At 66.2% G+C, this 21,603-nt stretch carries 27 protein-coding genes; 17 read left to right on the top strand and 10 right to left on the bottom strand.

Annotated features, from left to right (window positions below; genetic code table 11):
* The first annotated feature begins 58 nt into the window (after window positions 1–58).
* From hemB to ACFVUS_RS42840, 4 genes are all read left to right on the top strand, one after another.
* Window positions 59–1,036 carry a porphobilinogen synthase gene (hemB, locus tag ACFVUS_RS42855; protein WP_387780989.1) on the top strand — a complete coding sequence of 326 codons (978 nt, stop codon included), beginning with the start codon at window positions 59–61 and terminating at the stop codon, window positions 1,034–1,036.
* A gap of 25 nt (window positions 1,037–1,061) precedes the next feature.
* Window positions 1,062–1,565 carry a hypothetical protein gene (locus ACFVUS_RS42850; RefSeq protein ID WP_387780986.1) on the top strand — a complete coding sequence of 168 codons (504 nt, stop codon included), beginning with the start codon at window positions 1,062–1,064 and terminating at the stop codon, window positions 1,563–1,565.
* 307 nt (window positions 1,566–1,872) lie between these two features.
* Window positions 1,873–2,430 carry a hypothetical protein gene (locus tag ACFVUS_RS42845; protein ID WP_387780983.1) on the top strand — a complete coding sequence of 186 codons (558 nt, stop codon included), beginning with the start codon at window positions 1,873–1,875 and terminating at the stop codon, window positions 2,428–2,430.
* Complete coding sequence (locus tag ACFVUS_RS42840) at window positions 2,430–2,690, top strand: hypothetical protein (protein WP_387780980.1); 261 nt, start codon at window positions 2,430–2,432, stop codon at window positions 2,688–2,690. Before ACFVUS_RS42845 ends, ACFVUS_RS42840 begins: the two co-directional genes overlap by 1 nt.
* Window positions 2,691–2,915: 225 nt before the next feature.
* Here ACFVUS_RS42840 and ACFVUS_RS42835 read toward each other — a convergent pair whose 3' ends face one another.
* The gene (locus ACFVUS_RS42835) at window positions 2,916–3,308 is read right to left on the bottom strand and encodes a hypothetical protein (RefSeq protein WP_387780977.1); all 393 of its coding nucleotides are present in this window, start codon (window positions 3,306–3,308) and stop codon (window positions 2,916–2,918) included.
* Between the two features lie 261 nt (window positions 3,309–3,569).
* On the opposite strand from ACFVUS_RS42835, the gene hemL reads away from it, so the two are divergent.
* From hemL to ACFVUS_RS42800, 7 genes are all read left to right on the top strand, one after another.
* Window positions 3,570–4,907 carry a glutamate-1-semialdehyde 2,1-aminomutase gene (gene hemL / locus ACFVUS_RS42830; protein WP_387780974.1) on the top strand — a complete coding sequence of 446 codons (1,338 nt, stop codon included), beginning with the start codon at window positions 3,570–3,572 and terminating at the stop codon, window positions 4,905–4,907.
* 1,028 nt (window positions 4,908–5,935) lie between these two features.
* Window positions 5,936–6,541 carry a histidine phosphatase family protein gene (locus ACFVUS_RS42825; RefSeq protein WP_387781382.1) on the top strand — a complete coding sequence of 202 codons (606 nt, stop codon included), beginning with the start codon at window positions 5,936–5,938 and terminating at the stop codon, window positions 6,539–6,541.
* Window positions 6,538–7,161, top strand: a complete 624-nt coding sequence (locus ACFVUS_RS42820) for a TlpA disulfide reductase family protein (RefSeq protein WP_387780971.1) — start codon at window positions 6,538–6,540, stop codon at window positions 7,159–7,161. Before ACFVUS_RS42825 ends, ACFVUS_RS42820 begins: the two co-directional genes overlap by 4 nt.
* 2 nt (window positions 7,162–7,163) lie before the next feature.
* Window positions 7,164–7,982 (top strand): cytochrome c biogenesis CcdA family protein, encoded by an 819-nt coding sequence (locus ACFVUS_RS42815; protein WP_387781379.1) that lies wholly within the window; start codon window positions 7,164–7,166, stop codon window positions 7,980–7,982.
* Complete coding sequence (locus ACFVUS_RS42810) at window positions 7,982–9,607, top strand: cytochrome c biogenesis protein ResB (RefSeq protein WP_387780968.1); 1,626 nt, start codon at window positions 7,982–7,984, stop codon at window positions 9,605–9,607. The genes ACFVUS_RS42815 and ACFVUS_RS42810 overlap by 1 nt, the downstream gene beginning before the upstream one ends.
* A complete protein-coding gene (gene ccsB / locus ACFVUS_RS42805; RefSeq protein ID WP_387780965.1) occupies window positions 9,607–10,593 on the top strand; it encodes a c-type cytochrome biogenesis protein CcsB in 987 nt (328 codons plus the stop codon). Before ACFVUS_RS42810 ends, ccsB begins: the two co-directional genes overlap by 1 nt.
* 188 nt (window positions 10,594–10,781) lie before the next feature.
* Window positions 10,782–11,267: a hypothetical protein gene (locus ACFVUS_RS42800; RefSeq protein WP_387780962.1), complete on the top strand. Its 486-nt coding sequence runs from the start codon at window positions 10,782–10,784 to the stop codon at window positions 11,265–11,267.
* Between the two features lie 62 nt (window positions 11,268–11,329).
* Here ACFVUS_RS42800 and ACFVUS_RS42795 read toward each other — a convergent pair whose 3' ends face one another.
* Both ACFVUS_RS42795 and ACFVUS_RS42790 read right to left on the bottom strand, forming a co-directional pair.
* Entirely contained in the window at window positions 11,330–12,538 is a 1,209-nt protein-coding gene (locus ACFVUS_RS42795; protein WP_387780959.1) for a PQQ-binding-like beta-propeller repeat protein, read from the bottom strand.
* Between the two features lie 328 nt (window positions 12,539–12,866).
* Complete coding sequence (locus ACFVUS_RS42790; protein ID WP_387780956.1) at window positions 12,867–14,228, bottom strand: DoxX family protein; 1,362 nt, start codon at window positions 14,226–14,228, stop codon at window positions 12,867–12,869.
* Window positions 14,229–14,396: 168 nt separating this feature from the next.
* Between ACFVUS_RS42790 and ACFVUS_RS42785 the strand changes: the two genes are divergently transcribed.
* A complete protein-coding gene (locus ACFVUS_RS42785) occupies window positions 14,397–14,750 on the top strand; it encodes a glyoxalase superfamily protein (RefSeq protein WP_387780953.1) in 354 nt (117 codons plus the stop codon).
* On the opposite strand, the gene ACFVUS_RS42780 is transcribed toward ACFVUS_RS42785, so the two are convergent.
* The 4 genes from ACFVUS_RS42780 to ACFVUS_RS42765 all read right to left on the bottom strand — a co-directional run bounded on the left by ACFVUS_RS42780 (window position 14,725) and on the right by ACFVUS_RS42765 (window position 16,195).
* Window positions 14,725–15,240, bottom strand: a complete 516-nt coding sequence (locus ACFVUS_RS42780; protein ID WP_387780950.1) for a GNAT family N-acetyltransferase — start codon at window positions 15,238–15,240, stop codon at window positions 14,725–14,727. The genes ACFVUS_RS42785 and ACFVUS_RS42780 overlap by 26 nt on opposite strands.
* A gap of 82 nt (window positions 15,241–15,322) precedes the next feature.
* Window positions 15,323–15,595: a hypothetical protein gene (locus ACFVUS_RS42775; protein WP_387780947.1), complete on the bottom strand. Its 273-nt coding sequence runs from the start codon at window positions 15,593–15,595 to the stop codon at window positions 15,323–15,325.
* Window positions 15,596–15,690: 95 nt separating this feature from the next.
* Window positions 15,691–15,891: a hypothetical protein gene (locus ACFVUS_RS42770; RefSeq protein WP_309230565.1), complete on the bottom strand. Its 201-nt coding sequence runs from the start codon at window positions 15,889–15,891 to the stop codon at window positions 15,691–15,693.
* Window positions 15,892–15,961: 70 nt separating this feature from the next.
* Window positions 15,962–16,195: a BldC family transcriptional regulator gene (locus ACFVUS_RS42765; protein ID WP_067567119.1), complete on the bottom strand. Its 234-nt coding sequence runs from the start codon at window positions 16,193–16,195 to the stop codon at window positions 15,962–15,964.
* A 225-nt stretch (window positions 16,196–16,420) separates the two neighbouring features.
* Here ACFVUS_RS42765 and ACFVUS_RS42760 point away from each other — a divergent pair, with 225 nt between their 5' ends.
* Both ACFVUS_RS42760 and ACFVUS_RS42755 read left to right on the top strand, forming a co-directional pair.
* The gene (locus tag ACFVUS_RS42760; protein ID WP_387780942.1) at window positions 16,421–16,729 is read left to right on the top strand and encodes a DUF4229 domain-containing protein; all 309 of its coding nucleotides are present in this window, start codon (window positions 16,421–16,423) and stop codon (window positions 16,727–16,729) included.
* The gene (locus ACFVUS_RS42755; protein WP_387780939.1) at window positions 16,726–17,811 is read left to right on the top strand and encodes a PLP-dependent cysteine synthase family protein; all 1,086 of its coding nucleotides are present in this window, start codon (window positions 16,726–16,728) and stop codon (window positions 17,809–17,811) included. The genes ACFVUS_RS42760 and ACFVUS_RS42755 overlap by 4 nt, the downstream gene beginning before the upstream one ends.
* A 37-nt stretch (window positions 17,812–17,848) precedes the next feature.
* On the opposite strand, the gene ACFVUS_RS42750 is transcribed toward ACFVUS_RS42755, so the two are convergent.
* A complete protein-coding gene (locus ACFVUS_RS42750) occupies window positions 17,849–18,733 on the bottom strand; it encodes a helix-turn-helix domain-containing protein (RefSeq protein ID WP_387780936.1) in 885 nt (294 codons plus the stop codon).
* Between the two features lie 149 nt (window positions 18,734–18,882).
* On the opposite strand from ACFVUS_RS42750, the gene ACFVUS_RS42745 reads away from it, so the two are divergent.
* The 3 genes from ACFVUS_RS42745 to ACFVUS_RS42735 all read left to right on the top strand — a co-directional run bounded on the left by ACFVUS_RS42745 (window position 18,883) and on the right by ACFVUS_RS42735 (window position 20,140).
* On the top strand, window positions 18,883–19,104 hold the full coding sequence (locus ACFVUS_RS42745) for a helix-turn-helix domain-containing protein (RefSeq protein ID WP_375964325.1): 222 nt from the start codon (window positions 18,883–18,885) through the stop codon (window positions 19,102–19,104).
* Window positions 19,104–19,688 (top strand): Clp protease N-terminal domain-containing protein, encoded by a 585-nt coding sequence (locus ACFVUS_RS42740; protein ID WP_387780932.1) that lies wholly within the window; start codon window positions 19,104–19,106, stop codon window positions 19,686–19,688. The genes ACFVUS_RS42745 and ACFVUS_RS42740 overlap by 1 nt, the downstream gene beginning before the upstream one ends.
* A 65-nt stretch (window positions 19,689–19,753) precedes the next feature.
* Window positions 19,754–20,140, top strand: a complete 387-nt coding sequence (locus tag ACFVUS_RS42735) for a phage holin family protein (RefSeq protein ID WP_364642894.1) — start codon at window positions 19,754–19,756, stop codon at window positions 20,138–20,140.
* 20 nt (window positions 20,141–20,160) lie between these two features.
* Here ACFVUS_RS42735 and ACFVUS_RS42730 read toward each other — a convergent pair whose 3' ends face one another.
* Both ACFVUS_RS42730 and ACFVUS_RS42725 read right to left on the bottom strand, forming a co-directional pair.
* Window positions 20,161–21,030: a 1,4-dihydroxy-2-naphthoate polyprenyltransferase gene (locus ACFVUS_RS42730; RefSeq protein ID WP_387780929.1), complete on the bottom strand. Its 870-nt coding sequence runs from the start codon at window positions 21,028–21,030 to the stop codon at window positions 20,161–20,163.
* Between the two features lie 74 nt (window positions 21,031–21,104).
* Complete coding sequence (locus ACFVUS_RS42725) at window positions 21,105–21,560, bottom strand: SRPBCC family protein (RefSeq protein ID WP_387780926.1); 456 nt, start codon at window positions 21,558–21,560, stop codon at window positions 21,105–21,107.
* Window positions 21,561–21,603: the final 43 nt, after the last annotated feature.

Raw genomic sequence — 21,603 nt, 5'->3', positions numbered from 1 at the left:
TCGCGACGCGGTGCGGGCCACTCGCGACGGGCATACGGGACGGGCATATCATCGCCGTATGACCGGAATGGACCGCCCACGGCGGTTGCGCCGTACCCCAGCTCTACGTCGCCTCGTGGCCGAAACCACCCTGCAGCCACGGCAATTGGTGCTCCCCATGTTCGTCGCCGACGGGCTGGACGAACCGCGCGAGATCTCCTCCATGCCGGGGGTTTACCAGCATTCGATGGATTCGCTGCGCAAGGCCGCGGTCGAGGCCGTCGCCGCCGGGGTGGGCGGGCTCATGCTGTTCGGGGTGCCGCGCCCCGAGGACAAGGACGCGGACGGATCGCAGGCCAGCGATCCCGAGGGCATTCTCAATCGCGGCCTGCGCGCGCTGGTGCACGAGGTCGGCGGCTCCACGGTCGTCATGGCCGACACCTGTCTGGACGAATTCACCGATCACGGGCACTGCGGCGTCATCGGCAAGGACGGCGGCGTCGACAATGACGCGACGCTGCGCCGCTACGTGGATATGGCCGTGGCGCAGGCCGAGACCGGTGCGGATCTGCTCGGCACCAGCGGCATGATGGACGGTCAGGTCGGCGCGATCCGTGCGGGTCTGGACGCCGCCGGGCATACCGATACCGCGATCCTGGCCTATGCCGCCAAGTACGCCTCCGCGTTCTACGGTCCGTTCCGGGAGGCGGTGGGTTCCTCGCTGGAGGGTGATCGCCGCACCTATCAGCAGGATCCGGCGAACCGGCGCGAGGCGATCCGCGAGCTGGAGCTCGATCTCATGGAGGGCGCGGACATCGTCATGGTCAAGCCCGCCATGTCGTATCTGGATATCCTGCGCGATGTGGCGGACCGTTCCACGGTGCCGGTGGCGGCGTATCAGATCTCCGGTGAGTACGCGATGATCACCGCGGCCGCGCAGAACGGCTGGATCGATCGGCGGGCCGCGATTCTGGAGTCGCTGTTGGGTATTCGGCGCGCGGGAGCGGATATGGTGCTCACCTACTGGGCCACCGAAGCCGCGCACTGGCTTGTCTGAACAGGCTCTGCGCACGGTGAATCCGATGATCCCCCCGACCGGCGCGCGCCCGGTGCCCGAGGACGTGCGCACCTCCGCTCAGCTCTGGTGTGCCGCGCTCGCGGTCGGCGTGGTGCAGGCGATCGCTGTTCTGCTCGCGCAGCTGGGGCAGCGAGGTGAGTTGGCGCAGAAGCTGTTCGAGCAGGAGCAGGGTTCGCGCCAGCCGGTGACGCTGGCGGCCGCGCAGGTGCAGGTGCTGGTGGGTCTGGTGCTGATCACGCTGCTGTGGCTGGCGCTGACCGGTGCCGGAACGGCCGTGGTTTTCCAGCTGTGGCGCGGAAAGAACTGGGCGCGAGCGATTCTCACCGGATACGGGTTGTTCCTCATCCTGGGCGCGGTGCTGGTGATGTTCGGCGTGAACACGCAGTCCGGGATCGCGGGCGTGGTTGCCGGGGGTGCGTCGATCGTGCAGGCGGTGCTGGCGGGCGGGGCCGTATTCCTTTGCTACCGAATCGAATCGGAGCCGTACTTCCGGCCCGGACCGCGGTGAGTACTGCGGAGTTTGTTACCGGCGTACTACCGGGTATGGTGAGGGCTGTCACAGAGAGTTCGGGAACCGGAAGTCGCTCGTCATGCGTTGTGCCATGGTGCGTTCGGCTCCGGAGAGGCGGAGGCAACGATGCGAGTGGTTATTCAGCAACCACACAGCCTTCGGCGCGACGTGCTGGGGTTGAGTCTGCTTTTCCTGTTCGGATTGCTCACCCTCGCCGTGCTGCTGATTCCCAGCCTGCTGGCCTGAGCGCCCCGCACGCTGTGCGCCGTTCGTCCGTTTCGTGCGGTCCGGCTAGGTTCTACCTATGAGTGACCCCGCCGCGAACGTGCTGTACTCCGAGCCCGGTGCGCGCTATCGCACCATTGCCTACGGTCCCGTGCTGTGTGGAATCGTGCTGGCGCTGGAGGTTATTCGCGGCGGCGAGGCGCACTGGTTCGGGCTGATCTTCTGCGGACTGCTGCTGGCCGGCTTCGTCTGGTTGCAGGTGATCGCCGGAAAACGGCATATCAGTGTCGAACTCACACCCGACACGCTGCGCGAAGGCACCGAAACGCTGCCGCTGCGCAACATTGCCGAAGTGTTGCCGGAGATCGACGAGGAGTCCTGGGATGATGAGGACTGGGAGTCGGCGCGCGCCCTCGGCGAACTCACCGGGGTACCGCGGCGGCGCAAGGGCATCGGACTGAAACTGCGCGACGGCAGCCTGGTGCAGGCGTGGGCGCGGGATCACCACACGCTGCGGGCGGAATTGACCGCGGCGGTGGCGGCGCTGAACGGAGTCACCGCACCCGCGGTCGAGTCCGAAGGCGCGGTCGCCGAGGCCGGACCCGCCGAGGGTGACGAGGAGAAGGAGGCGCGGTGATGCGGTGGCTCGCCGTGCTCGCCGAACTCGTGGTCGCCGCGCTGATCGCCGCCGCGGCGGTGTGGTGCTGGCGCAATGGGATTCACACCACGTGGTTCAAACCGTCGGGGGATGTGCCGGGCTTCTCGGCGACCCGGTATTCGGGGCCGTGGCTGGCCGGATCGGCGGCGCTGGTGATCATCGCCGGACTCATCGGCATCGATCTGGTGGCGCGGGCGCTGGTTCCGACACGCCGCGTGCAGGTGCGCGAAGAGCACTGATTGCCGGTGTTCCGGTGTGCTGCGCTGGGAGAATGGAACCCATGACGCTGATGCCTACGCCCGCGTTCTCCTGGCAAGACCTACTACCGGTGCAATTGAACTGCCTGCTCAGCACAGGCTTTGCCGCCTTCTGCCTGGGCGTTCCGCTGTCGTAGCGGCGCTGATACGCGCCGCCGGTGGCGACAGCTCGGCTCGGCCGCACCTGGCGGCCGAGCCGAAAAGTGTTCAGCCCCAGTTCTGGTAAACATCCAGCACTCGCCCGCCACGTGATCCGGGGGCGTTCAGATAGATGACGACCGACCCGTCGGGATGGTCGGCGGCCTCCATCACCACCTGTCGCAGCGACGCGTGCACGCCGCCGGTCTCGTCCTTGTAGATATTGGTGTCCGGCTTGAGCCCCGCACCCATGCGGCTCAGCGGTACGAACATGCTCACCACCGCGGGCACCGGTCCACCGGCCAGCCCGGCGGTCTCGTCATGCGACAGCGCGAACCCGACCCGTCCTTGGTCCGGCTGCACGATCGGCGTCCCGGCGGCCGCCGTTCCGGCGCACGTCAGCACCCCCGCCGAAACTCCCGCTGCCACCAGTACTCCCGCACCGACACGCGCCACCCGCATACAGTTCAGCCCTCTCTCGATGCCTGATACCTGGATCGTGAGATTACGCATCAGCAACTCTTCAGCGATCGATGTTGTCCCCGAACCAGTCCGGCGTGTTGCCCACCGCCACCCAGTTGGAAGTGGCACGGGGGTGAGCTGAGCTTCTTGCGGATGCGGAGGGCCGCGCGGGATGCGAGGATGTCGGGTTGGGCTGTGGGGCAGCGCACTCTCCTACACCCTGTCGTCGACGGGGATGCGACGGCTGAGAGACTGGGTGGCGTGAGTTCTTCTCCGCGTGTGAGCCAGGCGTCGGTGCCGGTCTCAGCCCAGCTTTTCGAACGCGCCGCGGCGGTCATTCCGGGCGGTGTGAATTCGCCGGTGCGGGCCTTCAATTCGGTGGGCGGGACGCCGCGGTTCATCAAGTCCGCGAGCGGTTACACGCTGACCGATGCCGACGGCAACGACTACATCGACCTGGTGTGTTCGTGGGGTCCGATGATTCTCGGGCACGCGCACCCCGAGGTGGTCGAGGCCGTGCAACGCGCCGCCGTGGGCGGGTTGTCGTTCGGTGCGCCGACCGAGGCGGAGATCCTGCTGGCCGAGGCCATCGCGGCGCGGGTGGAACCCGTCGAGCGAGTGCGGCTGGTGAACTCCGGGACCGAGGCCACCATGAGCGCGGTCCGGCTGGCGCGCGGGTTCACCGGGCGCTCCAAGATCGTCAAGTTCAGCGGTTGCTATCACGGGCATGTGGACGCGCTGCTCGCCGACGCCGGATCGGGTGTCGCGACGCTGGGTCTGCCGACCTCGCCGGGTGTCACCGGTGCGCAGGCGGCGGACACCATCGTGCTGCCGTACAACGATCTCGAGGCCGTGGCGGCGGCATTCGCCGCCAATCCGGGGCAGATCGCCTGTGTGATCACCGAGGCCGCGGCGGGCAATATGGGCGCGGTCGCGCCGCTGCCCGGTTTCAACGCGGGCCTGCGCAAGCTCACCGAAGACAATGGCGCGCTGCTCATCATGGATGAGGTGATGACCGGCTTCCGGGTGAGCGCCGCCGGTTGGTACGGGCTCGAGGGTGTGGCGGGCGACCTCTACACCTTCGGCAAGGTGATGAGCGGCGGGCTGCCCGCTGCGGCTTTCGGTGGTCGCGCCGAGATCATGAATCATCTGGCCCCGCTCGGCCCGGTGTATCAGGCGGGCACGCTGTCCGGTAATCCGGTCGCGGTGGCGGCGGGTCTGGCCACGCTGCGCGCCGCCGATGCCGAGGTTTATGCCGCGCTGGATCGCAATTCCAAGCGGCTGGGCACGCTGCTCGGTGACGCGCTCGCGGCCGAAGGCGTCCGGCATCAGGTGCAATTCGCAGGCAATATGGTGAGCGTGTTCTTCGCCGACACCCCGGTCACCGACTATGCCGCCGCCAAGGCGGCCGAGACCTGGCGTTTCCCCGCCTTCTTCCATGCCCTGCTCGCGGCGGGCGTGTACGCGCCCCCGAGCGCCTTCGAGGCCTGGTTCGTCTCCGCGGCACTCGACGAGGACGCATTCGATCGCATCGCCGCCGCCCTCCCCGCCGCCGCGCGTGCCGCGGCCGCCGCCACCCCCGAAGGATCCGCCGCGTGACCTCCCAGCCCGAGACCGGTCTACCCGCCCCGGCCCCCGTCCCCCTCACCCCCGCCGAGGCCTCCCGCCTACTGGACTCCATCCGTCAGGCCGAAGACGAACTCGCCGAAACAGGCGAGAACATCTCTGTCGCGCCGGCCGCCGAATCCGCAACGCCCGCAGCCGAATCCGGCACGCCGGACCTCGAAACCGGGACGCTCGCAGCCGATTCCGCTGCGCCTGCCGCGCCCGTCGTGTCGTCCGAGGGTGCGGCCGCCACGGTGGATGTCGCCGCGAACGCGGCTCCCGCCAAGGGTGATTCGAGCGCCACTCGCGCGGGCGGCCCGGCCGCCGCCAAATCGAAGAAGCCGCCTCGCAAGAAGAAGGCGGCCACGCCTGAGCCGGCCACCGAGCCGGTGCCGGTTACTGCCGAAGCACCAGCCGTCGTGGTCGCCGCCACCGAGGCCGAAATCGCACCCGTTGGCGACACCGAGATTGCCGCTGTCGACGACACCGTGGCGCTGGGCGCTGCTGAAACTGCGGGTGCAGCCGGGACCGTGACCGCCGTGGACGCGCAGGTGATCGACGAAAACTCTGCTGTCGCAGGCGATATCGGGCGTGGTGACTCAGCGGTCGCGGGGTTCGGTGTTGGCGCGGAGCAGGAGGCGTCGCCCGCTGATCTCGCGGCGATCGTGGCCGAGTGGAATGCCGCGTCGGCCGCCGATGCCAGCCGGTCGGCGGCCGCTGTGGCCGCCGCCGTGGAGGACGCCGATCGTGCGGACGCCGGTGCCGCCGCGGTGGATTTCTTCGCCGCCGCGGTGTCGATCGGTGAGCCGAGCGCCGAGGCGGTTTCGGCCTCGCTCGATACGGCCGCAACCGATTTCGCCGCTGTCGTCGAGGTCGCGGCGGATGAACCGTCCGCCGCCGATGTGGATGATGCGGTTACCGAGCCGTCGACTGCGGTCGATTCCGGCGAAAGCGCGCTTGCCGCAAGCGGTTTCGTGCTGCCCGGTGATGTGGCCGATGATGTCGAGACCATCGTGCACGTGATGCGGCACGGTGAGGTGCACAATCCCAAGGGGATTCTGTACGGGCGGCTGCCCGGCTTCCAGTTGTCGGTGACGGGGCGGGCGCAGGCGCAGGCCGTGGCGCGCTCGCTGGCCGATCACGATATCGCGCTGGTGGTGGCGTCGCCGTTGCAGCGCGCGCAGGAGACCGCCGAACCCATTGCGGCACATCACGGTTTGATCATTCGCACCGATGACAATCTGATCGAGGCGGGCAATACCTTCGAGGGCCTGCGGGTCTCGATGAGTGACGGCGCGCTGCGCAAGCCCCGGCACTGGTGGAAGATGCGCGATCCGTTCACCCCGTCCTGGGGTGAGCCGTATCTGCAGATCGCGCACCGCATGCTGGCCGCGGTGAACAAGGCCCGGGTCGAGGCGGCGGGCCGCGAGGCCGTGCTGGTGTCGCATCAGCTACCGGTGTGGACGCTGCGCCGTTTCCTGCAGGGTCAGCGGCTCTGGCATGACCCGCGTAACCGGCAGTGCTCGCTCGCATCCATGACTTCGCTTGTGTACCAGGGCGATACGTTGATCGATATCGTCTACAGCGAACCCGCGGGCGCCTCGGATCCCAAGGTGACGGGGGCATGAGCCGGTCCGCGTCCCGGCCCGGTCGTATCGCGTCGATCCTGCTGGCGAGCCTGTCCCTGGTGGCGGTGCTCGCCGGTTGCTCGACCGCGGGCAAGGACGCGGTGGCGCAGGGCGGGACCTTCGATTTCGTCTCGCCCGGCGGTAAGACCGATATCTTCTACGATCCGCCGGAATCGCGCGGCACCATCGGCAAGCTGTCCGGCCCGGATCTGATGACGGCGGGGAAGACCACCTCGGTGGACGATTTCCCCGGCAAGGTCGTCGTCATCAATCTGTGGGGTCAGTGGTGTGGCCCGTGTCGCGCGGAAGCGCCTGCGCTGGAACAGGTTTACGAGGCCACCCGGGACAAGGGAGTCGCTTTCCTGGGTATCAACGTGCGCGATAACCAGCAGGACAAGGCGCAGGATTTCGTCACCGACAACAAGGTCGGCTACCCGTCGATCTATGACCCGTCGATGCGGAGCCTGCTCGCGCTGGGCGGCAAGTTCCCGACCAGCGTCATCCCGACCACCATCGTGCTGGACCGCGATCACCGTGTCGCAGCGGTGTTCCTGCGGTCGCTGCTCGCCTCTGATCTGCAGCCGACGGTGGACAAGCTGGCCAAGGAAGGTCAGCAGTGAGCGTGACAGTCCTTGCCAGCGTGGGTGATTCGTTCCAGCAGACCGCCGCCACCGGCCCGCTGCTGCTCGCGCTGGGTGCGTGCGTGCTGGCGGGTCTGGTGTCGTTCGCGTCGCCGTGCGTGGTGCCGCTGGTGCCGGGTTATCTGTCCTATCTCGCGGGTGTCGTCGGCGCGGAGGCCCCACCGGTGACGGTGGAATCCGCACAGCGCACCGCGGTCGCCGAACGCAATCGCGGTCGTATGCGAGTCGCGGGCGCGGCCGGATTGTTCGTACTCGGCTTCACCGTCGTTTTCGTGCTGGCCTCGGCCACCGTCTTCGGCACCATTCAAGCCTTGAACGTCAATCGTGAACTGCTGCAGCGCATCGGCGGCGGTGTCACGATTCTGATGGGCCTGGCGTTCATCGGCCTGATTCCGGCGCTACAGCGCGATACACGGATGGAACCGCGCCGCCTGAGCGGCCTGATCGGCGCACCGCTGCTGGGCGCGGTATTCGCGCTCGGCTGGACGCCGTGCCTGGGCCCCACGCTGTCGGGCGTGATGGCGGTGTCCGCGGGCACCGAGGGCACCACCGCCGCGCGCGGTGTCGCCCTCATCGTGGCCTACTGCCTCGGCTTGGGCCTGCCCTTCGTAATCCTGGCGTTCGGTTCGGCGACCGCGTTGCGCGGTGTCGGCTGGTTGCGCCGTAATTCCCGCACCATTCAGGTGATCGGCGGCATCCTGCTGGTTGCCGTCGGCATCGCCCTGGTGACCGGGGCGTGGGACCAGTTCATCTCCTGGATCCGCGACGCCTTCGTCTCGAATGTGACCCTGCCGATCTGATGACTGCCACCGTCGATACTCCCGCCCCTGCCCGTCCGCCGCGACAGTCGTTGCCGCGCAAGGTATTCGCCGTGCTGCGCAATACCTGGCGCGGTTTGACCAGTATGCGCACCGCGCTGATGCTGCTGTTCCTGCTGGCGCTGGCCGCGATTCCGGGCGCGCTGCTGCCGCAGCGCAGTCTGAACAAGCAGAAGGTCGATCAGTACATCGCGGACCGGGCGACGCTGGGTCCGTGGATGGATCGCCTGCAATTGTTCGACGTGTTCTCCAGCGCGTGGTTCACGGCCGTCTATGTGCTGCTTTTCGTTTCGCTGGTGGGCTGCATTCTGCCGCGCGTACTCGATCACTATCGGGCGTTGCGTACCCCGCCGGTGAAGGCCCCGCGCAATCTGTCGCGGTTGCCGCATCACTTCGACGGTTCGGACGACGCCACCCCGGACGCGGTGATCGAGCGCGCGCGTAAGGAATTGCGCGGCTGGCGCACCGTGGTGCAGCCGGGGACGCGCGAGGGTGAGATCACGCTCTCGGCGGAGAAGGGCTACATCCGCGAGGCAGGCAATCTGGTTTTCCATTTGGCGCTGGTGTGTCTGCTGGCGGCGATCGCGATCGGCAAATTGTTCGGGTACGAGGGCAATGTGGTGGTCATCGCCGATGACGGCCCGGGTTTCTGCACCACGTCCCCGGCGGTATTCGATTCGTTCCGCGCGGGCAATGTCAACGACGGCACCGGTTTGTCGCCGATGTGTGTGCGGGTCAAGGACTTCAAGGCGGACTATCTGCCGAACGGTCAGGCCGCCATGTTCTCCTCGAATATCCAGTACCAGTCGGGTGCGGATCTGGAGTCGGGGACCTGGCGGGACACCAGCATTCAGGTGAATCATCCGTTGCGGGTGGCGGGGGACCGGGTCTATTTGCAGGGCCACGGTTTCGCGCCGACTTTCACGGTGACGTTCCCGAATGGCAAGACCCGCACCGAGACCATTCAGTGGAAGCCGGATGACGCGACCACATTCCTGTCCTCGGGTGTGCTGCGCATCGATCCGCCGGGCGGTATGTATCCGAGCGAGGATGAGCGGCGTAAACATCAGGTCGCGATCCAGGGTTTGTTCGCGCCGACCGCGCTGCTACACGGTTCGCTGCTGACCTCGATGTATCCGGCGATGCGGGATCCGATGGTCGCGGTGGATATCTATCAGGGCGATACGGGTTTGGATACCGGTCGCGCGCAGTCGCTGTTCTCGCTGGATCCGGAGATGATCAAGCAGGGGCGGCTGGTCAAGGAGCAGCGGGTGAATTTGAAGCCCGGTGACACCTCCACGCTGTCCGACGGCACCAAGGTGACCTTCGATGGCGCGAAGGAATTCGTGAACCTGCAGGTATCGCATGATCCGGCGCAGCAGTGGGTGCTGATCAGCGCGATCACCATGATGGCAGGTCTGCTGGTGTCGCTGCTGGTGAAGCGGCGGCGCATCTGGTTGCGGGTGTACCCCGGCGCCGAGACCGACGGTGTACGACGTACCGTAGTAGAAATGGGTGGATTGGCCCGCACCGACCAGGCCGGTTGGGGCGGCGAATTCGACCGACTGCGTGAGCGGCTGCTGACCGAGAACACGGGAGACAAGTAATGCCGATCGACGAGAACATCGCCTCCTACAGCGATCTCGCCTTCAAATCGGCCATCGTGATCTACGCGCTGGTCTGGATCATGCTGGTGTGGCAGTTCGCCATCACCCGCACCGTGCCCACCACCGCGCGGGAACTCGTCACCGCGGGCGGCGGTTCGGACAAGGCTCCCGCGGCCCCGGACGTGCCCGGCCGCGTGGTGCCCACCGAGCGTGCCAAGCGCCCGTTCCCGGAACGCCTGGGCAATATGGCCTTCGCGGTGCTGTTCGTCGGCTTCGGCGCGCACGTGGTCTCGATCGTGTTGCGCGGCTTCGCGACTCACCGTTTCCCGCTCGGCAATATGTTCGAGTTCATCAGCATGGCCTGTGCCGCGGCGGTGCTGCTGGGTCTGGTGCTGCTGCGGGATCAGCGCTACCGCGCCATGTGGGCGTTCCTGCTGGTGCCGGTGCTGGTCCTGCTGTTCCTGGCGGGCACCAAACTGCATGTGGACGCGGCCCCCGTGGTTCCGGCCCTGAAGTCCTACTGGCTCCCGATCCACGTCACCGTCGTCTCCATCGGCAGTGGTGTCTTCCTGGTGTCGGGTGTGGCGAGTCTGCTGTTCCTGTACCGCATGTGGCAGCCCGCGGGCCTCGAATCCGACAATCTCTGGGGCCAGCTCGCGCGCCGTCTGCCCGACGCCCAGCTGCTGGACCGCCTCGCCTACCGCACCACCATCATCGGCTTCCCCATCTTCGGCACCGGCGTAATCCTCGGCGCCATTTGGGCCGAAGCCGCCTGGGGCCGCTTCTGGGGCTGGGACCCGAAGGAAACCTGTTCCTTCATCGCCTGGGTCCTCTACGCCGCATATCTGCACGCCCGGGCCACTTCCGGCTGGCGTGACACCAAAGCCGCCTGGATCAATATCGCCGGTTTCGTGGCAATGCTTTTCAACCTCTTCATCATCAATATCGTGGTGAGCGGTCTGCATTCGTATGCGGGCTTGAACTAATACCTTTCGGCCCCGATGGCCGATCGCAGTGTCGCCGAACACAATTGGCCCGAGTGCGCATAACGGTACTCGGGCTTGATTTGCCGACTGCGATCGGATAGAACTTGTTCCGTTGCCTTTCGCAACGTGAAACGTTCTGCGCGCCATCTCATTCGAGCGCGCACGGGGTCGGGAGAATCAGGAAAATCATGCGTCGCACCATGCGTAATTTCGGTCGTAAAGCTCTTATCGCGGCATTGCCGCTCGCCGTCGGCATTGCCGTCGTAGGCTCGGGAACCGCCTCCGCCGACGCCCCGGTCGGAATCCTCCAGCCCGCCGCCGTGACTCAGGTGATCTCGGCCGAACAGGCCCCGGTCGCGGTGCAGCAGGCCGCCCCGGTCGCCGAGGCCGCGGCCGTCGTCGAACAGCCCGCCGTGCAGGATGAGGTGCAGCCGGTCGCGGCCGCGCAGGAGATCGCCACCAATCCCAATGCGGCCAACCATGATCCGCTGGGCAACGGCGCCGCCGCCGGCGCGATTGTCGGCGCCGTGGTCGGCGCGGTCGTCTGTGCCGCCACCATCGTCGGCATCTTGCTCATCCCGCTGTGCGCCCTCGGCCCGGCCTTCCAGGGCGCGCTCGTCGGCCTGATCGTCGGCGCCATCGCCCCCGACGTCATCCCGCAGGTCCTGCCCTGATCCCTCGGGGATAAACGACTTTCGTTGCCGGTAGCCGAATTCGATTCGGCTACCGGCAACGGTCATTTCACGGGGATGGTCATGAGATCGCCATATGCGCCGCTGATGAGAACGCCCCAGGGTGCGGTAACGGACGGGCTCGATGTATCCAGCACGCCCAATTCCAGCAGCGGGTGTTCACCCCGGGCGGTCGGCCCGGGTCCGGCGACAACCGTCCGCGCGCCGGTCCGCATATCGAAGGCCAATAGCCAACCGGCGGTGCCGTGGAGTTCGGTCATCATGGCGAGCACGGTATTGCCGATTCCGTGGCCGTCCCACACCGTGATTTTCTCGTTCTCGTCGGTGAGCGGCACGGTCCACCGGATACCGCCGTCGGCGTCCTCTACGCGCAGAAACTTCTCGACGGTCGACCTGTAGGTATTCGCCGCGAGCACCGAACCGTCGGGCAGCAGGTCCCGCTGTAGGTCGTCGGTGAACGAGTCGGTCAGCAGGGCTCGGCCGGTAAGCGCGTCAACGGTTTTCATCGCGCCGGAAGCGCCGTAGCGGAGCAGATTCCCGGGTTGGTGCCCGAACAGATGCATGCTTCCGCGAACCCGCTCATCCCACAGTTTCGCGCCGGTGGCGGAATCCAGTGCGCCGACCATCCATTCGCTCGAGTAGGGCGCGGTACGGCAGCGATAGGTGGTAACGGCCGTCTCGGCATATGCGGCCGGAGCGGCCATATGGTGCAGTAGCTCCGGGTCGATGGTGGTCGGTGGGTCGAGTGCCGGATCCGCGCAGCCGAGTGCGGTGAGCTCGATCGTCCACCGTTCGGCTCCGGTGCCCGGATCGTTGCGGACGAAACGTCCGTCCCGCAGTGTGGTTTCGGACCAGGTGTCCGCTGTGGTTGACCACAGTTCCGTGCCCGTCTCGGCGGAGTAGGCGACCATGCCCGGCTGATTCCGCCACTTCACCAGCAGGGTGCGCCGGGCGTCGATCGATGTGATGCCACCGGCTTCCGGTACCGAATCCGACTTCCGCACAGTCCATTTCGTGGACCCGCCGTGGGGATCGATGCCACGCAACTCGCCGTTGGCCAAAAGATACACGCCGTAGGCGGTGGTTCCGATGGCATCGTGGCGCGGCAGCGTGAGGGCTGCGGCGGCGGGGACATCCAATTGCACACCCGCCGTGGCGATTCGGGTGGCCGGGGTAGGGGCGCAACCGGCGACGCCGAGCAGTAGTCCCGCGGCCAGCAGCGCCGCTGCCGGGGTTTTCGAGTAGATCCGCACCGGCGGATCCTCGCAGGGGCGCCATGGTGATCTCGTTAACGAATCCTTGTGATCGATAGCAATTCCGGGCGCAGCCGATGGAATGAGTGGGACATCACGTCTCGGTGGTCTAGGTCGGGGTCGGGGCCGCTTGTAGATTCCATATGTCTGTGACACTCCGTATCGGAAACCCTTGGGAGAAGACGTGATCGACCCCGCGACTGCTGTTCTGCCGGTCGGCATCTGGCTCACCCTGCGTGTGGCCTCGCACCTCGGCGGCGGCACCGACCTCGACTATCGGGGGCGCGAACAGCGCGCCGCCTATACCCTCAGCCATCAGCCGCGTGGGCTAGCGCATATAGGGCGTCGCCTGCACCCAGTGGAAACCGCGGGAGACCGCGGGGAAGTGGTCCAGGGGGACCAGTTCGAGGCGCATATGGATCGGGCGGCCCGCTAGCGTGCCGTCCAGCACCAGCTGATTCGGTTGCGGCTGTTGGTAATTCAGGCTGGCGAAGGTTCGCACCGCATCCTGCGGGATGGTGATGGTGTGCCGCTCGGTGTCGATCGAGGCCGGGAAGGGCAGTAGCGAATCATCCATGCGCTGCGCCGTGATGGCGGTGGGAATGTCGAATATCAACCGCCGCAATCGATCCGAGGCGTTCGGCAGGCCCGGATTGGTCGTTTCGCGGAAGTCGACCAGTGCGGGAACCTGCTGTCCGGCGACGGTGTACTCGGTGACATTCCATATCCCGTAGAGCGGGGAGTGCGGTCGCGCGCTGCCGTAGGTCTGCCACCCGTCATAGCCCTCGCTCACGGCGGTGAACAGCAGCCAGCCGCCGAAAATCAGTTGTGCCGCAATGAATATCCGGCTCCCGCGCCGGGTTCCGAAGCGCAATTCCGGTGCCCGCGCGGGCACCGCTCGCCCGATCAGCGCGCGCACCGTGCGCAGTATCTCCGGCGCGGCCAGCACCGCCGCGAAGGCCAGCAGTTGTAGCGAGAAGATCTTCACCGGCACATCGAAAGTCAGATTCAACAGCGCGATCTGCAATGTCACGATGAACGCCAGCACCGCCCCCATGCCCGCCGTCACCGGCAGTACCAGCAGCAGCGCGGCCGTGATTTCCGCTGCGCCCAAAGCGATCTCATACGGCTCCGACAGCGAAGTCTGCGCCCACAGCACCGACATCGGACTCATATCCCCGAACGGCTCCACCAGCCGCTGCAAAATCACCGACATCTGCGACGGCAGCAATTTCACCATCCCGTACAGCAGCAGCGCACTCACCAGCGCCGCCCGCAACCCCACCCGGAACCACGCGTACAACCGCGCATACTCCGCCCGCCGCCGATCCAGCACCGACCACACCGCACTCGCGACCACCGCGACCAACAGCCAGGTGAACATCGAAACCCACTGCGCCGCAGTATCACTACTCCCGGTAGGCGTGTAATCCACACGCGTACCGAAAACGTGCACCCCCACCCAATCGGTCAGCGGATGCAACGCCGCCCACTTCGCCACCCCATCCACCGACTCCTGCGCCACCCCCAACGACCGATACAGCGCCGTAACCAGCCACACCCCCGCCATCCCGAGTCCGATGAAGACGAATCCGAACCGAAAAGCGATGCGCACCAACGGATGCCACCGCACTCCCATATCCCGCTCGGTGTCCGCCCCAGCCACCTCGGCCGTCAACTGCGCAACCACGTCAATCCCTCCCACGGCCCCGACGGCCAATTCCTTTGCAGGTCAGAAGGTTATTGCGCCCCCAGCCTCCGGAGAATCCGGCAAAACCCTTGCCCCAACCCCCGCTGCCCCCAGAATTCGTGCCCCCGATTTACGATCGAATAACCCGTCACGAGCCAGGAGTAGTGAATGCACGCCAAGCGCATTGTCCCCAATCTGCCGGTGGCAGATATCGAGGCCGCGAAGGCCTTCTACACCGATTTCCTCGGTTTGAGCGTCGAGGAGTTCAATCTCGGCTGGGTAGCCCGCTACACCTCACCCGCCACCGGCGCGAACCTGCAACTCGTCAGCGGCGACGCCACCGCCCGCATCGATTCGGTGATCTCGGTAATGACCGACGATGTCGACGCCGCCTACGCCGAAGCCCAGAAACTCGGCTACGAAATCGTGCATCCGCTGACCACCGAGGAGTGGGGTATCCGCCGATTCTTCGTTCGCGACCCCGACGGCAACGTGCTCAACATCGCCGCTCACCGCGACTGACGCGGCGGTAGCGCAGTAGCGGGCCGAGCTCGCCCGGAACGGTTGCGAAGTAGGACATGCCGAGGCGTTCCAAGAGCCCGGCGGAGGCGGTGTTAGCCTCGTCCACTTCGCCGAAAAGTTCTGGAAGGCAGAGGGTTTCGAAGGCGTAGTCGATTACCGCCATTGCCGCCTCGGTGGCATAGCCGTTGCCCCACGCGCCGGGGATGAGGCTGTAGTAGATCTCCTGGCCGAGGTCGTCGAGGGGGCGTAGGCCCGCGGTGCCGATGAATGTGTCGGAGGTGGTGATGAGCCAGAGGCCGTGGCCGACGGTGGCGAAGGTGTGGTCGCTGGTGGTGATGATGTGTGAAATCTCTTCGGGGGTGAGGGTTTTGCCGTCGAAGAGGTATTCGCGGACTGCGGGGGTGGTCCAGTGGGCGAGCAGGGTGGGGTGGTCGGCGGGGGTGGCCGGGGTGAGGGTCAGGCGTGGGGTGGTGAGGGTGGATGCGGGCATTTCGCCGATTCTGGTGAGGGCGGGGGCGATGCGCACATGAATATCCCCGCCGGGCGGTAGCGGCGGCGGGGATGCGGGGGAGTCAGGGGGCGGTGTCGCCGAGGTCGGCGTTGGCCAGTTTCACCGCGTCGGCGGTGGCTTCCTTGGCGCGGGCGCGGTCCCATTTGTGGTTGTCGGTGTGATTGTTCTCCGCGACCTTGGCCTGCATCGGTTCGAGCAGGGGGTCGGGCGGGGGACCGGTGCCGGAGGCCAGGCGGGCGTCGTCGATATCGCGGCGCTGCTGGCGGCGTTCGGCGGCGTGGGTGTCGCCCTGCTTGCGGCGGGCGTCCTGCGAGAGGTTTTCGTCCTTATCCATCGGGCACCTTCCGGTCGCGTTGGTGACACCAGTATGCGCTCGGAAAAAGAGGCCGGTCGGTTTGCTAGGAGAATGCCGACCGGACCTCGGTAACGTCAATGATCGGGAGAACCGGGTTCGCCGTCCCGGTGCTGGCGCGAGAGCCGCCAGAGAAAATCGGGATCGTCATCGGGACCGATGATGCGGTTGCGTGGTGCCGATGCTGTGCCGGTGCGGGCCGGTCGCTGGGGGCCGAAAGCTTTCCAGCACAACATCGCGACGGCCACTACCGCGATCAGTGCCAACAGGTACGTCACGTCGCTCACCTCCTGCCAACGAGGGTAATCCGTGTCCGTACCCGCGGCACCGGGGAACGGTAAATAGGGGTTAGACGCGGGTCGCCTCGGTGGTGAGAGACCGGAGAAGCTGCAGAACTTCGCTTTCGCGGAACCGGCGGTGACCGCCCGGAGTCCGCAATGAGCCGAGCCGTCCCGCATGAGCCCACCGGGTAACGGTCTTCGGATCGACATGGAACATTGCTGCTACCTGGCCGGGGGTGAGCAGGGTGTCCTGGCTGTTGACGGAACCCATTACGCGGCTCGCCGCGGTGAACGCAGTCATTCGCAAACCTTTCCGTTTTGTCAGATCCCTCATCAGTAGCGACATCGTTGCACTGCACCCCCCGAGTGTTCGAACAGTCTCGATTTGGTAAAGGGGAAGTAATAGACAAAACGGATATCCGTACTGTGTTCGCGGTCACGGTCTACCCGGGAGTAGCGAATATCCAGCGACATTCGGGCAGAGGGCACCGCATATGCCCGAATCCTCGTCACCTAGGCTGTCAGCGTGAGTGACGCAACCCCCACGGAGAGCGCGGGCCGCCGGCTGGCCAAACATCTGGCCCTCTATACCGTCGCCCGGCTCGGCCTGGTCGTCGTCATCGCCGCGATCATCCTGGGCGTGGCCGCCATCGTGAAGGTCGACATCCCGCTCATCGTTGCCGCGCTCTTCGCGCTGCTGATCGCCATGCCGCTGTCCCTGCTGCTGTTCAAGAAGCTGCGGACGCAGGTGAACAAGGACATCGCCGAGGTGGACGCCAAGCGGCGCAGCGATCGCGAACAACTCATGACGCGACTACGAGGCGAAGACCAGTGAAGCGCTGTGATCGCTCGGCGCCCCGCGACTGGGTCGACAACGCGGTCCGGCTGATCGACGCGGACGCCCAGCGCAGCGCCGACACCCATCTGCTGCGCTATCCGCTGCCCGCCGACTGGGGCGTGCAGCTGTACCTCAAGGACGAATCCACCCATATCACCGGCAGTCTCAAGCATCGGCTGGCGAGATCGCTGTTCCTCTATGCCATTTGCAATGGCTGGATCACCGAGGGCACCACCGTGGTGGAGGCCTCGTCCGGTTCGACCGCCATCAGCGAGGCGTACTTCGCGAAACTGCTCGGCCTGGATTTCGTTGCGGTCATGCCCGCCACCACCTCGCCGGAGAAGATCGCGCTCATCGAGGCGCAGGGCGGCCGCAGTCACCTGGTCGAAAAAGGCCCCGAAATCTATACCGAGGCAGCGCGTTTGGCGCGCGAGTGCGACGGCCACTACATGGACCAGTTCACGCACGCCGAGCGGGCGACGGACTGGCGCGGCAATAACAACATCGCCGAATCGATCTTCCAGCAGCTGGCGCTGGAGACGCATCCGGTGCCGGAGTGGATCGTGGTCGGCGCGGGCACCGGCGGCACCAGCGCGACCATCGGCCGCTATATCCGGTATCGCCGCCACGCCACCAAACTGGCCGTGGTCGATCCGGAGAATTCCGCCTTCTACGGCGGTTATGAGCTCTCCGACGCGGGCTATCAGACCGGGATGGGTTCCCGGATCGAGGGGATCGGCCGCCCGCGGGTGGAGCCGTCCTTCGTCGGCCAGGTCGTCGATTGCATGCTCGAGGTGCCGGACGCGGGTTCGATCGCGGCGGCGCGGCATGCGAGCCGGGTGCTCGGCCGCCGGGTCGGCGGGTCCACCGGCACCAATCTGTGGGGTGCGTTTGCCCTGATTGCCGACATGATCGCGGCCGGTCGCACCGGCAGTGTGGTCACCCTGCTCTGTGATGGCGGGGACCGTTATGCCGGAACCTATTTCAATGACGCGTGGGTTGCCGGTCAAGGGCTGAGCCTGGACGAACCGACCGCGATCATCGATCGATTCATCGCCGGCGGTACTTGGTCCGGCTAGTTTTCGCACCGCACAGGGGTCGGCTGAGAAGGCTTGCTCACCCCTCCAATCGATTGCTGGAAATTTGCTGCAATGGTTGAGTTGGTGCTGGCTCGCGAAGTGAAGCATTCATGTTCGGTCGGTTTCGGGCCAACTCTCGCGTCCCATCGGTGTTAATAGGCCTTGACGCTTTTGGCATTTCGCGCAGCACTGGACGAGTGACCGCCATGGGTTGATCGACCCCCGCGCCGACCACGAGCATCCAGGATTGCAGCGTCGAGGAGGTGCGCCAGATGTTCATTCGCAACTCGGTGATGACGAGCGTTTTCGGATCGCGCACCACCTTGGTGCGATCGCGTCGTTCGCTGGATAGGCCGTCATCGCGCCACATGGACTCGAACTCCGGACTGGCCATGCAGTTCTCGATGATTCGCGCGGTGTGCTGATCGGGGCCATGCCGGGCGAGCAGCATCCGGAACATGCCGAGGGTCTGCCGCGCCTCACCCTCCCAATCGACCAGTACTGTCCGAGCCACCGGATTCAGCACCATCCACTCCACATAGTTGTGACCCGGATCGAGCTGCGGGAAGGCCTGCGCGTGCGCGGCATTGACCGCGAGGATGTCCATGGCCCCGGAGATGTACGCCGCGATCTTGGGGTTGAGCAGGTGGAGATACTCCAGATCGGTGGCGCTCGGGTGATCCGGTTCGCCGCGCGGGAACGGCCCCTCGGCCAGGGTGAGCGCGTATTCGAATTCGACGGCCCGCAGTTCCAGTGCGGCGCCGAGGGATTCGACCACCCGGCGGGAGGGGTTGGCGCCGCCCTCGATCTTGGTCAAATAGGGCACCGACAGGTTGGCGAGCCAGGCCAGTTGCGGGCGGGTGAGGTTCGCGGTTGTCCGGCGCTGGCGAATGTACTCGCCGAACGTTGGTACTCCATTCATTATTTAGGGTGACCTTACTAGGTGGGGTGGTATCCCGTTTTCGCCCCAGTTTGAAACAACAACAAATCTGAAGTCGCGCCGGGTCGTCCCGGTTTCCGGTCGTGTCAATTTTCGTTGACACGCTCGCGGTGTCAACGTAAATTGACGTCATGAGTGAAGCAACGACTCTGGCGGCCGCCGCCGGTAGCCCCGACCCGCAGGTCGGACTCCGCGCGGTCCTCGCCCTGCGCCGGCTGCTCGAGCGACTCGAAGCCATCCAGGTCACCAATGCCCGCAAACAGGGCTGGTCCTGGCAGGCCATCGCCGACTCGCTCGAGGTCAGCAGGCAGGCGGTCCACCAGAAGTACAACCGGAAGGGCGGTATCCGCTGATGTTCGAAAGATTCGACAGGGCGGCCAAATACGCGATCGTCATCGCGCAGGAGGAAGCGCGCGAATTACGTTCGCCGTCAATCGAAATGGAGCATGTGCTGCTCGGACTGCTGGTCAGCCCGGACGCGGGCCTCAAACAGCTGCTCGCCGAACACGGCCACACCGCGGAAGGCGTACGAGAAGCATTGGCGCGCAAGCGAACCAGCGAACCCCTCGGCGAAGAGGACGCGGCCGCGCTGCGCTCGATCGGCATCGACCTGGACGCCGTGCGGGAGAGTCTCGAGGCCACCTTCGGTGAGGACGCGCTCGAACGCGCCGTCCCGGTGGCCGAACCCAAGCGCGGGTTCATGCGCGGCTGGGGAATGGCCAACGGGCACATCCCCTTCGACCGCGACGCCAAGAAGGTATTGGAACTGTCGCTGCGCGAAGCGCTCACTCGCGGCGACGATCGGATCGAGGCCGGGCATCTGCTGCTGGGCATCCTGCGCGCCCCCAATGCCGCGACGCGGCGGCTGCTCGGTGACGAGACCGCGACCAAGACGCTGCGCGCCGCCGTCGGCGACTACCTCGATCGCGCGGCCTGAGGCGGACGAGGTGCGAACGCGTGTGAAGATCACCCTCCAGCGCGTTCGCGCCCTACGATCGGGGCATGACGCTCCTGCTACGTCTGCTGATCAACGGTGTGGCCATCTGGCTCGCGTCCGTATGGGTCGGCGGAATCGAGATCCACGGTCCCGACGACCCGGCCACCACCACCGACAAGATCCTCGTCATCGCGGTGATCACGGTGATCTTCACGATCGTGAACGCGCTGGTGAAGCCCCTGGTGAAACTGTTGTCACTGCCCCTGGTGGTGCTGACGCTCGGGCTTTTCCTGCTGATCGTGAACGCGCTCATGCTGTGGCTGACCTCGAAGATCACCGAGCACACCGATTACCAGCTGCATGTGAACGGATTCTGGGCCGCCTTCTGGGGCGCCATCATCATCACGCTGGTGAACTGGGTGCTCGGCGTGCTCGTCCCCGACGAGGACTGACCGACCCGGGACCGCACAACTCAGCCGAAGGCCAGCGCCAGTCCGGTCACGACCGACCAGATCAACAGCGCCAGGCCCGTACCGGCAAGGGCGGGAATGAGTCCCGGCCCGTTCTTGCCGGAGCGGACCGGCTCATTGGCCTTGATCGCCAACGGCAGCGCCAGCAGACCGGCCAGCGCCCACGGGGTGCGGGCGGCCAATGCCAGCGTGGCCAGGAACGGGACCGCCAGCAGCACGATATGCAGTGTGCGCGTGCGGGTATCGCCCAGGCGCACCGCCAGGGTGGTCTTACCCGTCACCGAATCGGTCGGGATATCGCGCAGATTATTGGTGACCAGCACCGCACTGGAGAACGCGCCCACAGCGACCGCGCAGGCCAGTCCGGCCCAGTCGACGCGTCCGGCCTGTACGAACTGGGTGCCGAGCACCGCGACCAGGCCGAAGAACACGAATACCGCGATCTCACCGAAACCGCTGTAGCCGTACGGATTCCGGCCGCCGGTGTAGAACCAGGCCCCGGCCAGGCAGGCCGCGCCGACGATCAGCAGCCACCAGGCGCTGGTCACGACCAGGATCAGGCCGAGCACCGCGCCGAGGGCCAGGCAGCCGATGGCGGCGTTGCGCACCGCGGCGGGCGAGGCCAGCTTCGAACCCACCAGGCGCAGCGGTCCGACCCGCTCGTCATCGGTGCCGCGAATACCGTCGGAGTAGTCGTTGGCGTAGTTCACGCCGATAATGAGGGACAGCGAAAGCAGCAGGCACAGCACCGCTTTCCACCACACCGCCGCATCGATCGAGGCGGCGGCCCCCGTGCCCGCCAGGACCGGAGCGATCGCGTTCGGCAGAGTGCGCGGCCGAGCGCCCTCGATCCACTGTGCTGCTGTAGCCATGCATCGCAGCCTAGTGCGAGGGTTCCGGCCGCACCCGCCAGCGTGCGGCGCGGGCCGCGCTCATGCTGCCGCGTTCACGCTTCCGCGGCGGCCTTCAATTGCGCCAGGCCCTTCTCGAAGTCCTTGCCGATCATGGAATCCATCGGCATGAGCTTGGCCATGAACGACATCAGGCCGGTGCGCTCACCGGTCATCCGCCAGCTGACGGCGGTGCCCTCGGGTTGCGCGATGAATTCGAAGGTGACCTGATTCGTGTTCCGGATCGGCTTCTCGAAATTCAGCCGAATGCCGATGGCCTGCGAGGTGACCGAGGTGATCTCCATATCGCCGCGGCCCGCCTTGCGATTGCCACTCCAGAAATACCGGGCGCCGATGCCACGATCGGCCCCGCTGTACGTACGTTCCATGGCCGGATCCAGGCCCTCCCACGGCGACCACTGCTGCCACTGGTGGAAGTCGTCGACGAGTGCTTGGATCCGGGCGGGATCGGCCTTGATGACCGTTTCCCGGTGGATGTCGAATGCGGCCATGATCGCCAGCGTAGGGGACCGCACCGACGGATCCGGTGAATCG

The organism is Nocardia sp. NPDC058058 (assembly GCF_042885355.1).
Classification (GTDB): Bacteria; Actinomycetota; Actinomycetes; order Mycobacteriales; family Mycobacteriaceae; genus Nocardia.
Note: the sequence above shows the minus strand (reverse complement) of the source record. Positions and strands in the feature narration are given on the sequence as shown.

Coding starts and splice junctions, on each gene's coding strand:
- ccsB (WP_387780965.1), top strand. CDS start 9,607: ATGCCGATCGACGAGAACATCGCCTCCTACAGCGATCTCGCCTTCAAA.
- ACFVUS_RS42850 (WP_387780986.1), top strand. CDS start 1,062: ATGATCCCCCCGACCGGCGCGCGCCCGGTGCCCGAGGACGTGCGCACC.
- ACFVUS_RS42775 (WP_387780947.1), bottom strand. CDS start 15,595: ATGGATAAGGACGAAAACCTCTCGCAGGACGCCCGCCGCAAGCAGGGC.
- ACFVUS_RS42780 (WP_387780950.1), bottom strand. CDS start 15,240: ATGCCCGCATCCACCCTCACCACCCCACGCCTGACCCTCACCCCGGCC.
- ACFVUS_RS42835 (WP_387780977.1), bottom strand. CDS start 3,308: ATGCGGGTGGCGCGTGTCGGTGCGGGAGTACTGGTGGCAGCGGGAGTT.
- ACFVUS_RS42810 (WP_387780968.1), top strand. CDS start 7,982: ATGACTGCCACCGTCGATACTCCCGCCCCTGCCCGTCCGCCGCGACAG.
- ACFVUS_RS42820 (WP_387780971.1), top strand. CDS start 6,538: ATGAGCCGGTCCGCGTCCCGGCCCGGTCGTATCGCGTCGATCCTGCTG.
- ACFVUS_RS42840 (WP_387780980.1), top strand. CDS start 2,430: ATGCGGTGGCTCGCCGTGCTCGCCGAACTCGTGGTCGCCGCGCTGATC.
- ACFVUS_RS42765 (WP_067567119.1), bottom strand. CDS start 16,195: ATGACTGCGTTCACCGCGGCGAGCCGCGTAATGGGTTCCGTCAACAGC.
- ACFVUS_RS42785 (WP_387780953.1), top strand. CDS start 14,397: ATGCACGCCAAGCGCATTGTCCCCAATCTGCCGGTGGCAGATATCGAG.
- ACFVUS_RS42735 (WP_364642894.1), top strand. CDS start 19,754: ATGACGCTCCTGCTACGTCTGCTGATCAACGGTGTGGCCATCTGGCTC.
- ACFVUS_RS42845 (WP_387780983.1), top strand. CDS start 1,873: ATGAGTGACCCCGCCGCGAACGTGCTGTACTCCGAGCCCGGTGCGCGC.
- ACFVUS_RS42800 (WP_387780962.1), top strand. CDS start 10,782: ATGCGTCGCACCATGCGTAATTTCGGTCGTAAAGCTCTTATCGCGGCA.
- ACFVUS_RS42825 (WP_387781382.1), top strand. CDS start 5,936: ATGCGGCACGGTGAGGTGCACAATCCCAAGGGGATTCTGTACGGGCGG.
- ACFVUS_RS42745 (WP_375964325.1), top strand. CDS start 18,883: ATGAGTGAAGCAACGACTCTGGCGGCCGCCGCCGGTAGCCCCGACCCG.
- ACFVUS_RS42730 (WP_387780929.1), bottom strand. CDS start 21,030: ATGGCTACAGCAGCACAGTGGATCGAGGGCGCTCGGCCGCGCACTCTG.
- ACFVUS_RS42725 (WP_387780926.1), bottom strand. CDS start 21,560: ATGGCCGCATTCGACATCCACCGGGAAACGGTCATCAAGGCCGATCCC.
- ACFVUS_RS42750 (WP_387780936.1), bottom strand. CDS start 18,733: ATGAATGGAGTACCAACGTTCGGCGAGTACATTCGCCAGCGCCGGACA.
- ACFVUS_RS42740 (WP_387780932.1), top strand. CDS start 19,104: ATGTTCGAAAGATTCGACAGGGCGGCCAAATACGCGATCGTCATCGCG.
- hemB (WP_387780989.1), top strand. CDS start 59: ATGACCGGAATGGACCGCCCACGGCGGTTGCGCCGTACCCCAGCTCTA.